The sequence below is a fragment of the Alcanivorax profundi genome, assembly GCF_003597125.1.
Taxonomy (GTDB): domain Bacteria; phylum Pseudomonadota; class Gammaproteobacteria; order Pseudomonadales; family Alcanivoracaceae; genus Alcanivorax; species Alcanivorax profundi.
This window is the reverse complement of record NZ_QYYA01000002.1, coordinates 236,775-249,712: the sequence shown is the minus strand read 5'-3', so window position 1 is coordinate 249,712 and position 12,938 is coordinate 236,775. Positions and strand designations below refer to the sequence as shown.

The 12,938-nt window shown below is 55.7% G+C and carries 12 protein-coding genes; 5 read left to right on the top strand and 7 right to left on the bottom strand.

Annotated elements, in window-relative coordinates; translation table 11 throughout:
• The first annotated feature begins 183 nt into the window (after positions 1-183).
• Positions 184-1,647: a flavin-containing monooxygenase gene (locus D4A39_RS06365; RefSeq protein WP_102791851.1), complete on the top strand. Its 1,464-nt coding sequence runs from the start codon at positions 184-186 to the stop codon at positions 1,645-1,647.
• Positions 1,648-1,671: 24 nt separating this feature from the next.
• Here the strand turns inward: D4A39_RS06365 and D4A39_RS06360 are convergent, their stop codons facing one another.
• Together D4A39_RS06360 and D4A39_RS06355 are read right to left on the bottom strand one after the other, a co-directional pair.
• Positions 1,672-2,112 carry a YchJ family protein gene (locus tag D4A39_RS06360; protein ID WP_031226189.1) on the bottom strand — a complete coding sequence of 147 codons (441 nt, stop codon included), beginning with the start codon at positions 2,110-2,112 and terminating at the stop codon, positions 1,672-1,674.
• Positions 2,109-2,672, bottom strand: coding sequence for a gamma-glutamylcyclotransferase (locus tag D4A39_RS06355; protein WP_022984778.1), 564 nt, complete (start codon positions 2,670-2,672; stop codon positions 2,109-2,111). The genes D4A39_RS06360 and D4A39_RS06355 overlap by 4 nt, the downstream gene beginning before the upstream one ends.
• Positions 2,673-2,750: 78 nt before the next feature.
• Here D4A39_RS06355 and pdxH point away from each other — a divergent pair, with 78 nt between their 5' ends.
• Complete coding sequence (gene pdxH / locus D4A39_RS06350) at positions 2,751-3,380, top strand: pyridoxamine 5'-phosphate oxidase (RefSeq protein WP_022984777.1); 630 nt, start codon at positions 2,751-2,753, stop codon at positions 3,378-3,380.
• A 76-nt stretch (positions 3,381-3,456) separates the two neighbouring features.
• Positions 3,457-4,068 carry a LuxR C-terminal-related transcriptional regulator gene (locus D4A39_RS06345; RefSeq protein WP_158245798.1) on the top strand — a complete coding sequence of 204 codons (612 nt, stop codon included), beginning with the start codon at positions 3,457-3,459 and terminating at the stop codon, positions 4,066-4,068.
• 13 nt (positions 4,069-4,081) lie between these two features.
• On the opposite strand, the gene D4A39_RS06340 is transcribed toward D4A39_RS06345, so the two are convergent.
• Entirely contained in the window at positions 4,082-5,812 is a 1,731-nt protein-coding gene (locus D4A39_RS06340) for an ATP-binding response regulator (protein ID WP_022984775.1), read from the bottom strand.
• 161 nt (positions 5,813-5,973) lie between these two features.
• Between D4A39_RS06340 and D4A39_RS06335 the strand changes: the two genes are divergently transcribed.
• Positions 5,974-7,521: a hyalin gene (locus D4A39_RS06335; protein WP_022984774.1), complete on the top strand. Its 1,548-nt coding sequence runs from the start codon at positions 5,974-5,976 to the stop codon at positions 7,519-7,521.
• Positions 7,522-7,800: 279 nt separating this feature from the next.
• On the opposite strand, the gene D4A39_RS06330 is transcribed toward D4A39_RS06335, so the two are convergent.
• The 3 genes from D4A39_RS06330 to D4A39_RS06320 all read right to left on the bottom strand — a co-directional run bounded on the left by D4A39_RS06330 (position 7,801) and on the right by D4A39_RS06320 (position 10,906).
• Positions 7,801-8,718: a bile acid:sodium symporter family protein gene (locus D4A39_RS06330; RefSeq protein WP_022984160.1), complete on the bottom strand. Its 918-nt coding sequence runs from the start codon at positions 8,716-8,718 to the stop codon at positions 7,801-7,803.
• A gap of 188 nt (positions 8,719-8,906) precedes the next feature.
• Complete coding sequence (locus D4A39_RS06325; protein ID WP_119917723.1) at positions 8,907-9,782, bottom strand: AEC family transporter; 876 nt, start codon at positions 9,780-9,782, stop codon at positions 8,907-8,909.
• 122 nt (positions 9,783-9,904) lie between these two features.
• Positions 9,905-10,906, bottom strand: a complete 1,002-nt coding sequence (locus D4A39_RS06320) for a helix-turn-helix domain-containing protein (protein WP_233552430.1) — start codon at positions 10,904-10,906, stop codon at positions 9,905-9,907.
• Between the two features lie 171 nt (positions 10,907-11,077).
• On the opposite strand from D4A39_RS06320, the gene D4A39_RS06315 reads away from it, so the two are divergent.
• The gene (locus D4A39_RS06315) at positions 11,078-11,962 is read left to right on the top strand and encodes a metal-dependent hydrolase (RefSeq protein WP_119917721.1); all 885 of its coding nucleotides are present in this window, start codon (positions 11,078-11,080) and stop codon (positions 11,960-11,962) included.
• 220 nt (positions 11,963-12,182) lie between these two features.
• Here D4A39_RS06315 and urtE read toward each other — a convergent pair whose 3' ends face one another.
• Positions 12,183-12,878, bottom strand: coding sequence for an urea ABC transporter ATP-binding subunit UrtE (gene urtE, locus D4A39_RS06310; protein WP_119917720.1), 696 nt, complete (start codon positions 12,876-12,878; stop codon positions 12,183-12,185).
• Positions 12,879-12,938 lie beyond the last annotated feature (60 nt).

Below are 12,938 nucleotides of genomic sequence, written 5' to 3'. Positions count from 1 at the left end.
TGTATGTGGCAATTGTGCCAAAAAGGCCGATTTTGCCTGGAGAGTGTCGCGATTGGCGTGTTGGTCTGGAGGCCGTTGTCTGGGATCCTTCTGGTCGGGGCGCGGTTACAAAAAACAGTTGTCGCGCTCAGGTGGTTGCGTTGCTATAGGCAGTACATTCCAGAAAACGGTCGGGAGAGCGGTATGGCGAACCACAAGAAGCCGGAGGTGGATGTTCTTATCATTGGTGCGGGCCTGTCCGGAGTCGGTGCGGCTTGCCACCTGCAGCGCGAATGCCCGCAAAAAACCTTCATGCTGATCGAGCGGCGCAAGGCCATCGGTGGCACCTGGGACCTGTTCCGCTATCCGGGTATCCGGTCTGATTCCGATATGTTCAGTTTTGGCTACGGATTTCGACCCTGGAATGAATTCAAGGTGCTGGCCGATGGTGCTTCGATTCGGGATTATATTCGCAATACCTCTGATACTTTTGAGATCACCCCGCACATTCGTTTTGGCCGCAAAACCCTCAACGCCGACTGGTCCGCGGAGCAGCAATGCTGGACGGTGTCGATGGTGAATGAAGATAACGGCGAAGACGAGACGGTGACGGCCCGTTTTCTGATTGGTTGTACTGGCTATTACAACTATGACAAAGGCTATTTGCCGGATTTCCCGGGACAGGAACGTTTTGCCGGGCAATGCATTCACCCCCAGCAGTGGCCTGAGGGGCTGGACTATGCCGGCAAGAAAGTGGTGGTGATTGGCAGTGGTGCCACCGCGGTGACGTTGGTGCCTGCCATGGCTGGCGAGGCGGCTCATGTGACCATGTTGCAGCGCTCTCCATCGTATATTTTTTCACTGCCTTCGCAGGACAAGCTGTCTGAGTGGCTGGAAAAGTTTCTGCCTCCCGATTGGGTCTTTGGGCTGGCTCGCTGGCGCAATATCAAACTGCAACGATTGCTGTACCGGGCAGCAAAACGCTATCCCAACCCGGTGCGACGTGTGTTGCTGGGAAATGTGAAACGGCAACTCAAGGGGCAGGTCGACATGGCCCATTTTTCCCCCCGCTATATGCCCTGGGATGAGCGGCTGTGCGCGGTGCCGGATGGTGACCTGTTCAACGCCTTGAGAGAAGGCAAGGCGTCGGTGGTCACGGACCAGATTGAGACCTTTACCGAAACGGGCATCCAGTTGCAGTCCGGGCGGCAGCTGGAGGCCGATATCATCGTCACGGCTACCGGTCTGAATTTACAGGTGCTGGGAGGGATGACGTTGAGTCTTGACGGAGCCCCGGCTGACGTCAGTGAGCGGCTGACCTACAAAGGCGTGTTGCTGGAAGGCATGCCGAACATGGCCTGGATATTCGGGTATACCAATGCCTCCTGGACCCTGAAGGCAGATATCGCCTCGGCCTATGTTTGCCGCTTGTTGAATCATATGGAGCTGGAGGGGCACGGGGTGGCGGTGCCAAACGCCGATGACACCCTGAAACGGGATGACACCTCTATCATGGATGCGCTTGCGTCGGGGTATGTGAAGCGTTCCAGCCACAAGCTGCCGCGTCAGGGGCGACACCATCCCTGGAAAGTCATGAACCACTATGCCCGTGACCGGCACATGCTGCTGGAAGAACCGGTGGAGGACGGTGCGCTCCATTTTTATTGAAATGGAGGCGGGCTCGTGCGGGAGCTAGCCACAGCATTTCTTGAATTTTTTCCCGCTGCCACAGGGGCAGGGGTCATTGCGGCCTGGCTTCAGGGGGGTGACAGAAGGCTTGCCCGCCAGATAAAACCAGTGCCCGCCTTCGCGAACAAAGCGTGAAATTTCTTCCAGTACACTGAATGTTTGCCCGATCCGGCAGATGGCGCGAAAGTGGACGCTGCCATTGTCGCCGTCTTCATCGCTGTCCAGGATATCAAGATTGACCCAGTGCTCGTCGCTATCCAGCGACAGGTTGGTGGGGCGAGTCTCGGTATGCCAGCTGCGGCTCAGGTAATCGGTGTCTCCCCGGGCAAAGGCGCAGAATCGTGAACGCATAAGCGCTTCCGGATGGCTGGCGGGGTGCCCCTGGTGGAGTGGCTGGCAGCAGTCGGCATAGTCACGACCGGAGCGGCATTCACACCGAGTCATTGGTTTGTCTCCCGCAGGTATTTCTCGATGGCAAAGACATGCTCATCGCTGGCCTCCAGTTGCCGCAGCGCGTCTGCCAGCTGCAGCAGGTAATCACGGTTGCTGCCACTGGGGCCGTGGCTGCGGGCAATATGCTCGGCAATGGCCTTCTCATCGGACTCCCCAAGGAAGGCAGCGTTATCTGCCGTAGCGATATACACCAGCCCCTCGGCCTGCTGGTTGTCTGCAAAGGTCATGGTCGTCTGGAAGCGCAGATAGCCGTTTTTCTCCCGATGATCCAGATGCCCGAATGTGTCCGGGGTGATGCGGTAGGCCATGCCCACGCAGGCGGTGCCGGGGCTCTCGATCAGGGTAACGACCCGGCCGGGAAGCTCCGGAGTGCCTCGGTGGTCATGTGAGCCCTGCCAGAACCGGCGTGTCCAGCCCTGGATGGTGGCGGGGCGGCGCTCGAGAAAAGGAAAGTCCGCCTTGTAGATCAGTGATCCGTAGCCAAACAACCACACTGGTTGGTGAGGGTCGAGAGTGTGCCGACGGCGATTTTCTTCTGAGGTGTCCAGCATGAAATTGATCCCGGTTCGTTCCCTTCACGATGGGGGCGCTATACTGGCCGCACATTCTGACGGGCAATGGGAACAGACATGAAAGATGTGCGCGAAGAGTATCATGCCGACGGGCTGACGGAAGCCTCTCTCCATGATGATCCGCTGGAACAGGCCCGGCGCTGGGTCGATGAGGCGATAGAGGCTGCCCTGCCTTTACCTAACGCCATGACACTGGCGACGGTCAGTGCCGATGGTCAGCCGTCGTCGCGGGTTGTGCTGCTCAAGGGTATTGAGGCTGGGGGGTTTACTTTCTTTACCCACTACGACAGTCGCAAGGGAGAAGAGATCGCTGTCAATCCGAAGGTGTCTTTTACCATGTTCTGGCAGCCGTTTGATCGCCAGATGATTGTGATCGGCGAGGCGCACAAGGTCGACCAGCAAGAATCGGACAGTTATTTCGCTTCCCGTCCCTATGCCAGTCAGATCAGTGCGGCAATTTCCCCCCAGAGCCGGCCGGCCAGTCGTGCATGGCTGGAAGACGAAGTGGCACGCCTTGAGCAGGCGTTCCCCTCTGCGCCGGTCCCACGCCCTGCCCAGTGGGGCGGATACCGAATTGTTGCTCACGAAATACAGTTTTGGCATGGCCGTCCGAGCCGCCTGCATGACCGCTTCCGTTATCAGAGGCAGGAGGACGGAAGTTGGTTGCGGGAACGCCTTGCTCCCTGAGCAGGCAGGTTGCTGTCGTGGCTTTTCTGTGTGGCTCTAGTAAGCTTTGCAGCGGTACCGGGACAAGGTAGTAACGTTGAAAATACTGATAGTAGATGATCACAGGCTATTCGCTGACGCCTTGAGTATCACCCTGAAAAATGCGTATCCGGAAGCGGACATTACTACCTGTGAGCAACCGCGATGGTTGCTGGAAAACCGACAGCAGCTGCCGCAATTCAATCTGGTTATCCTGGACCAGGCCATGCCTGACCTCGATGGGCTCAGCCTGCTGGGTGTCGTGGGCCGGTTGATGACAGATGCCAAGGTGCTTGTCTGCTCCGGATCCGCAACAGAAGTGACGGTGCGTCGTGCCCTGCAGTTGAAGGTGAATGGGTTCGTGGACAAGAGCGAACCTGTGGAGAAAATCCTGCTTGCCATCAGGGAGGTGATGGCGGGTCGTAGTTATTACTCCGAGTCATTTCGGTTGATGGCAGGAAACGCGGCAGAGGAAACCCTGACACTGACCCGGCAGCAGTTGGCGATCCTGGCCATGTTGCAGGAAGGGCATGGTAACAAGGAAATTGCACGTCAGTTGTTCGTCAGCGTGAATACAATCAAGACACACCTGCGACTCCTGTATGAAAAGCTGGAGGTATCCAACCGTACGGCATGCATCGACAAGGCGAGAAACCTCGGGCTTATCTGATCCTTGCCAGCCGTTACTTCTCTCTCAGCATGTCTTCCAGTTTCTGGATCAACGTGTCTGCGGCCACCGGCTTGAACAGGACATGCCTCTCATTCGGTAAAGCCTGAATGAAACCGGGGTCGGTATTGCCGGTAATAATCAAGGTGGGTACCGATTGGCGAAACCTGGCGCTGATCGCTTCAATGACGGAACCTGCGTTGGTGTCAGGCCCGATCTGATCATCGGTGATGACCAGCGAAGGTGGGGCGTCACTGCTTTCAAGGCGCTGCAGGGCGGATTCCAGGGTGTGGTGTGCAGACACGGTAGCGCCAAGACTTGAGAGCAGCCCTCCAAGAGCTTCGGTGACACGCTCATCATCATCAATTAATAGTATCGTGAGACTTTCGAACCAGGAGTGATCGCTAATAACACTTCCGGTATCGTCGATCGCATGGGTTGCAGCAGCCGGTAACGTGAGGGTGAAGGTTGTTCCCCTGCCTGGTTCAGAGATCATGGCGACGGGAATGTCGCACAATGCACTGAGCCGGCTGACAATCGCCAGTCCCAGTCCCAGTCCGTTCTGAATGGAGCGGTGATCGTTGTCTATCTGCATGAATTCTTCGAATACCTCGGCCTGGTATGCCTCATCAATCCCGATCCCCGTATCCGTTATTTCCAGCAGCAATTCCTGCCCTGTAACCCGTGCGCTGAGGCTGATCTCGCCCTCCGGGGTGTACTTGAGTGCATTGCTGAGAAGATTGCGGACAATTCTCGCGAGCATGACCCCATCGCTGAAAACGTGTTGCCCGGAAAGATCATGGAGGCGAAGAGACAGCCCTTTGGCAAGGATCTGTGGGGAAATTTCGTCGATGATCGGCTGTAACGTATCCAGCAAGTTGATGATGCGTTTCTTCGGTGTCAGACGGTGTGACTGCAGCCGTGACAGCATCAGCAGATGGTTCAGTAGCTCATTACAGGAGGCAATGGCGGTGTCCAGTTTTGCCACAATATCAGGCTGGGGGGTGTCGCTATTTTTCAGCATGGCGGCATAGAGGGTGGCCGCTTGCAAAGGCTGGCGAAGATCATGGCTTGCTGCCGCAAGAAAGCGGGTTTTACTGCTGCTGGCCTTCGTGGCTTGTTCGCTGGCTTGTTCGGCTTCGATGCGCAGGGCGATGTTGCTTATCTGGGAACGATGCATGTACAGGCTGAAGCCGCTCATGGAGACAAGACTGACCACCGGGATAAGCTTGATGATGAGCGGAGCATCGGGGACGTAAATCAGAATAAAAAAAAGCCAGGATAGAAAAACCGGTGTAATAAAACTGATAAAGATATCCGGATATACGCCCATGGAAACGGACGGAATAGACGTGGCAACAGAAAGGATGACCAGACAGGTCAGAACCGTGACCGGGGTTACTCCCGGCAAGAACAGATACGGAAAAGAAGACCAGAGAGCGGCCCAGATAATCGCCATATAGAGGTTGAGGTGGTGCCACTTCCGGGTTTTTCCTGATTCGATGGCGCGATGTCGATTATAGAAACGAATAAGGAAAATGGACTGTAAACCGACCAAAAATAACAGTGCATACCAGGCGAGGAATGGGGGTTTCTGGATCATGTCAAGGAAGAAGAGAGGCAGGGATCCGGCAATAATGGAGGAAAGCGCCATGCGTGAGCCTACTTCTTCCATAAACAGATTGTGTCGCTCTTGAAGAATCCGCTGGCGGTTGTTCGGTGCCGAACAGGGCAAGGTATCAGGCATGGTCGTATTTTTTTTAAAAGGTGTGATTGCAGTCTAGCTCGATTAGTGCGGCTTGTAAGTGCTGCCATGGCGAATTCACCCGTCAGGGTGAAGAGCGGCGAGATTCCAGGGTGCTCTAATGGTCGCCTCTCTGGGATGCGTCATTAATCGGGGTAAGCGTAATGATCAACAAGCAACTGACTCAACTGGCTGCGGCTATCGGCGTGGCTTCTATGATGACTGCCTGTGGCGGCGGTTCCTCCAGTTCCGGCGGCACGACAGTTGCTGCCGGCGGCAAGGGATTTGTGGTTTTTCCCGCAGCCGAAAGTGCGGGTGCTGTCTTGGTGCGAAGCGCCACTCCGCGGGCGGCCCTGTTTGCCGAATATCTGTACAGAACTGACGGTACCCCTGCCGGGACCACAAAGATCGTTGATGGCAGCAATAACGGTTTTGAAGTTGGCCGCTTTGGCGGTGGTTACATGGCGGATCTGGACGGCAAGATCTACTATGCGGGCAAGGACAGCTCTGGCGATGTGGAGCTGTGGGTCACTGATGGCACTGGCGCCGGCACGGAACGTGTTGCTGATCTTTATACCGGTGGCAGTGGTCAGCCACACAATATGGTTCCTGTGGCTGACAAATTGTTTATGAATGCGGTAGTGGATGATGCCAGCGGTGTGGGGCGAGAGCTGGTGGTTTTCGATCCCGCTTCCGGGGCATTCGAGGCGTTGACCTCGACTATTGATGGTAACCCGACCAGTAGTAATGCGCCTGAGTCGCTGACACCGGTGGAAGACGGTCTGTTTTTTTATGACCAGGATGCTGGCGATGTGTACTTTACCGATGGCTCGGTGGCAGGGACACTGAAAATCGCGACCAGTAACGACAACATTACCAACCTGAATAGTCCGCTGTCGAAATATCCTGAACTCATTGGGGATGATGATTGGATTGGCTACAAGGGCAAGCTGCTGTTTACCGGGCGTTTCAACGCAACCGATGCGCAAACGCGTCTCTACGAAATGGATCAAGATGGCAATATCAAAGAGATTGCCTTTGAAAATAACGGCTACACGGTACAGCTCGATATCACCCAGAATGTAGTTACCAGCAACGGCAAGGTGTATTTCGTTGCGGATGCAGGAGCCAATAACCCGGATCTGCATATCTTCGAATATGATGGCAGTTCCGTCGTTAGACTGACCGGTAGCGAAGGCAGCCGTCCTTATAATGACAGTCTGGTAGGCACGTCACTGGGTGTGTTCATGTATGTGGAGATGGCCGGGCTGCCTCCGTACCTTCTGCGTGTGGATAACACTAATGGTCCAGCAGGTGTTACGGCCGCGCTGCGTGGAAGCGGAGATTATTCCTTCGCTGATGTGGGTTACATGGTGGAGGCAAACGGTACGGTATTCTTTAGTGCTTACACCGAAGATGCTGGTGGCAGTGATTTCGGTACCGAACTGTGGAAAACCGACGGCACCCAGCAGGGGACAGAACTGGTTAAGGATATCAATGACACCATGGCGGGCGCAGACTCGCAGCCTTTCCCGCTGACATTCATGTATCAGGTTCCGCCGACGGTGAATCAAGGCCTGGGAAGCAAATACCTGTTCGTGGCGAATAACGGCAGTGAAGGTTTTGAGCCCTGGGGGTCTGATGGATCCGAGGCGGGCACCCTGCTGCTGAAGGATATCAGTGCGGGCAGTGGGAGTAGTGTCATCGACTAATTCAGTTAACAGTGAACAGTTAACAGCGGCGCGATAGCGCGTCGTTGTTACTTCCAGGAAGGAGGCCGCGACCATGTTTTGGCGCGGCCTTTTTGCGTTTAAAAGACAAGGAAAAAGCAAAACAAATACTTGACAGGTTATGCCGGTCGCGCAGCCTTCACTGTTGTTCACTGTTCACTGTTCACTGTTCACTGTTCACTGTTCACTGTTCACTGTTCACTGTTCACTGTTCACTGTTCACTGTTCACTGTTCACTGTTCACTGTTCACTGTTCACTGTTCACTGTTCACTGTTCACTTGCTTGCGCCATAACGCTGCCAGCAATGAGCCTGACAGGTTGTGCCAGACACTGAACAACGCGCCGGGTAAGGCGGCCAGTGGCGTGAAGTGTTTGACGGCCAATGCCACGCCGAGACCGGAGTTCTGCATACCCACTTCGATGGCCAGGGTACGGGCAGTGACCTTGTCCTGACGAAGCAGGCGGGCGATGCCATAGCCCCCCGCCAGCCCCAGGGCATTGTGCAAGGCGACGGCAACAAAGACGGCGATGCCGGCCTCGGCCATCCGCGACTGGTTCAATGCCACGATGATGCCGATGACCACCACGATGGCGATGACGGAGAGCAGCGGAAAGAGCTCTCTTGCGGTAGCCAGTTGGCGTGGAAAAAACGTATTGAGGGCGCTGCCTGCGACCACCGGGATGACCACGATCTGGAGCAGTGACACCAGCATTCCTTCCACTGGCACCGGAATGCGCTCACCCAAATAGCACCAGGTGAGCAAGGGGGTGGCAATCACGGCAATCAGGGTGGATACCAGGGTGATGGAAACGGATAACGCCACATTCGCCCGCGCCAGATAAGCGATCACATTGGAGGCGGTGCCGCCAGGACAGGCTCCGACCACCACCAGTCCGATCAGCAATTCCTGGGGGAGCTGCAAGGCTCGCCCTATTGTCCAGGCCAGCAAGGGCATCAGGCTGTATTGCAGTGCGACTCCAAGGGCAATTACGCCGGGGCGTTTAAAGACCTGCCGAAAATCATCCCAGCGTAACGTCAGTCCCATGCCGAACATGATCAGCATTAGCAGGGGGACAATGGCCGGCTTGCCTGCGACCAGCCACTGCGGTTGCCACCAGGCCAGCAGGGAAAACACTAATGCCCAAAGGGGGAAGAGTTGGGTGAGTCGCGGGATCATGGTGGTGCAGGCCCTCGTTATTTGCTTTGGATCCAGGTGTTGAGTGTTTCAAGTTACAAGCTTCAAGTTGCAAGACGGTCGGATTCAGGGCGTTTTGCAATGCCCTGCCTGGGTTTTAATGTGGGGCGCGGGCACGGCGCGTCAAAACCACACCATGTCTGGCCGCGCCTTGTCGCGTGAAGCTTGCTCTACAACGCCAACGTCAGCAAAAACGGTAACATCAAAAATGCCATCAATGTGGAGAATACCACCATGGCGGCCACTTCTTCGGCACCCCGTTGGTAGGCCTTGGCCAGCAGGTAGTTGAACACAGCCACAGGCATGGTGGACTCGATCAGCACCACCCCGCGAAGAGCCCCTTCCAGAGCCAGCGCTTCCGCCACCGCGAACCCGACAGCAAACCCGATCAACAAGCGCAGTGCGGCAAATGCGGCGCCTTTGCCTGCATGGTGTACTTTTAGTTGCGATAACGAGACCCCCAGTGTGATCAGCATTAACGGGATGGTCAGGTCACCGATCAGTGAGACGGTGTTGTACAGCCACTGCGGTAATGTCAGCTCGAAGCCCACCATGGCCACGGCAAGGAACACCGAGACAAGAATCGGGTGGCGGAACAGTTTTACGGATAGGCCCTGGCCGCTGACGATGGCAAGTCCGAGGGAAAAGTGCGCTACCGAATAGAGCATCATCCAGGCCAGCGACAAGGCCAGCCCCGCCTCACCAAATGCCAGCATGCAAAGGGGAATGCCCATGTTGCCCGTATTGGCAAACGTCAGAGAGGGAAGGAAGACCCGGAAGGATTGCCCGCTCAGGCGAATGGCCAGAGCGGACAGCGCCAGTGTCAGCGCCAGCACCAGTAACGCCAGCCCGCCGACTTTGGTGAGCGCCGCCATGTCCAGGTCCGTTTTTCCCAGTGTGGCGACAATCAGGCAGGGTGTGGTGACGGTGGTCACCAGTGAGGTGACCATCTGGGTATCAAAGGGTTTGCCTGCTCGAGACCAGAAATAGCCAAGGCCAGCGCAGAACAGCACTGGGGCGATAATATTCCACAGGGTTAACAGCATGGTCTTGATTCACAGGCAGGCAGTTCGTTGGAGGCAGTGTGTAAGGTCAGGTCCGGGCTGTCCAGGGGTACCCTCATCCAGACCAAGCGGAGTAAGCGCGGAGTGATTCATAGACTCCCTGGCTACCGGCTGTGTTTGCGGTACTGTCCAGGGGTGAAGCCGGACCATTGCCTGAAGGCATGGCTGAAGTTGGTCTGGTCACTGTAACCGAGCTGTTCGGCTATCTCATCCAGAGGAAGTGTGGTGCCCAGCAACAGACGCACTGCTTTTTCTTTGCGAATATCGGTGAGCACGGTCTGGAAGCTGGTGTTCTCGGCAGCCAGTTGCCGTTTCAAGGTGCTGCGCGACATATTCAGCGCCCTGGCTGCACTTTCCTGATCCATGGTGGGCTCGGATGCGCTGATCAGTTGACGAAGGCGTGTCACCAGCGGCTGCATGTTTTGTCTGCGTTGCATCCTGTCCTCACAGTCTTTGACAAGCCGCCGGTGGGTAATGGCATCGGCAAAGTGTGAAGATAATTCCAGTGCAGACAGGGGGAAGGCGATACTCGAAACCAGCGCGTTCGCCTGCCAGTTTTGACAGGTTGCCGACTCGATCATGGTCAGCGAACCACGGTATACCGATGCAAGGTTTACCCGTGCCGAAAATGTGTGCCCCGTCAGTAGTCGTGACAGCTTGCAGAGTGCGGCGCAGCCATACAGAACCAGAAGTTCATCAAGCAGTGCTGAACCACTGTGGGGGATAATCTGAACATAACCATGATCTGCCGTTTCATAGAATTGGAGCGTAACCGCGTCCGATAACAGGGGCAGAAAGGTGTGAAGCGTCAGTGCATCACGCAGCTGTGGCGCGGTCATGATCAGCAGGCTCAGATTTCCCTGACTCGTCAGGGTTACCTGATCACCAAACGCCACTGCCAGAGATTGCGGCTGTATTTCTGGCCAGGCGAGCAGCAGCGCTTCCAGTGACTGGGGGGTGAGTCGGGCGCTGTCCAGCTGCAGGGGATCCAGCCCGGTTTTCTTTAAATGCTCTTCCAGATACTGCGTGATCGATTCCGGCAACAGGCCCGAACCCATGAGCTGTAAAAGATAGTGGCCTGGAATGTAGGGACTGGAAGCCGACATAGGCACCTTTGGAGGGTGGGCTAAATTCACAATAAATGAGGCCGCAGGCACATGGGGCACTGGGGCATCTCTGTCCATGATTATATTGACATCATCCAATGGCAAGGTGAGGGAAATAAAAGTCTCTCGTTTGTTTATTGGTCAACACAATAATATGCCGGGAGAGATGCGATGAATGCGGTTAACCGGATTGGTACAAAGGTTCGTCGTCTTGCAGGGGCGACGGTCGGGATTCCGCCGCGGCAGGTCGACTTTCAGTTTGATGAGGATGGTCCGCGTTATATGTATGCAGACAATGCCACTGCCTCATTGTTTTTTGCGGTGCTCTCCGGCTTTTTCCCACCGGGAGAAATGTTCTTTGTAGAGTCAGTTCGTCATTATCGTGACCGAATTGCTGACGAAACGTTGAAAGCCCAGGTGTCCGGCTTCATCGGTCAGGAGGCGATCCACAGTCGGGAACACGAACGGTTGAATGCCTTCCTGACCGCAAGAGGATTGGATACCGCGCCGGCGGAACGGGCGGTGAAAGCAGGGTTGTGGCTGCTATCGAGACTGTCACATCGGCAACAACTTGCCTGTACCACCTTCATGGAACATTTTACCGCGGCATTGGCGGAGCAACTCCTCACCGACGAAGCCTTTCGCAGCCAGGCAGATCCCGAATTGCTGAAACTGTGGGAATGGCATGCGCTTGAAGAGCTGGAGCACAAGGCAGTGACGTACGACGTTTACAACCTGGTCGGAAACGCCTGGTATCAGCGAGTGCTGTCGCTACCCTTGGTAGCGGCAAGCCTGACGCCTCCACTGCTGGCCAGCTGGATCTGGATGATGGTGCGTGAGGGGAGTATCAAGGACTGGCGTGACTTGTCCCGGGGAGCATCCCTGCTGCTGGGAAGAAAAGGCTTTGTAACGCGAACCCTTCCTCATATGCCGGCATTTTTTACACGCCGGTTTCACCCTGATCAACACGATACTTCATCACTGGAGCAAGAGTGGAGAGAGAAGTTGTTTGGAAAAGAAGGGGAGATGCTGTCGTTATGGCGCAACCCGATCTGAAACCGTTTATAGCGGGAGAGGGTGCCGAGTCCGGAAAGCATGCCTGGAAGGCTGAGACGGTTCCGGTCGGGTGATGCTGGCAGCAGGATGAAGACCACAGCGCAGGATTCCGTCCGCATGAATCAGTGCTGTGGTCTTCGCCATGCTGGCATGGGCGCGGGGTGGTCGATCTGGTTTTAGCTGTTAACTATTCACTGTTAACTGTTCACTAATCCCCCCCTCAAACAGTCAAAAATTCCTTGATCAACCTATCATCCAGCTCCCCCATGGCTCCTTCTGCAACTTTGCTGCCGCGGTCAAGAATGGCAAAGCGATCGGCGGTGGCGCGGGCAAAGTGCAGTTTCTGCTCGACCAGCAGCACGGTAAGACCTTCTTCCTTGTTGAGCGTCTTGATGACCCGACCAATCATGTCGACGATGTTGGGCTGGATCCCCTCGGTAGGCTCATCCAGGATCAGCAGTTTCGGATCCAGGGCCAGCGCTCTGCCGATAGCCAGCTGTTGTTGCTGGCCGCCAGACAGGTCTCCGCCACGACGGTTACGCATTTCATGCAGCACCGGGAACAGTTCATAAATCCGGTCAGGGATTTTCTTGCTGCGATCCGTGCGTGCCTGCAGTCCGGTTTCCAGGTTCTCTTCCACCGTCAGCAATGGAAAAATTTCCCGCCCCTGAGGAACATAACCGATCCCGGCTCGGGCGCGCTCTTCGGCTGCCAGACGGGCGAAATCTTCACCGTCAAATTCAATTCTGCCGCTTTTCACCGGCAACAAGCCCATGATGGTTTTCAGTAGCGTGGTCTTGCCCACCCCGTTACGGCCCATCACACACAGGCACTCGCCCTGGGTGAGGCCAAGGTCCAGATCCCAGAGGGTATGGGATTCGCCGTAGTATTGGTTGACGTTGTTCAATTTCAACACGGTTTTTACTCCGTAAAAAGCGACGAGCTATGAGCTTTTAGCCAACAGGAAAACCAAGAT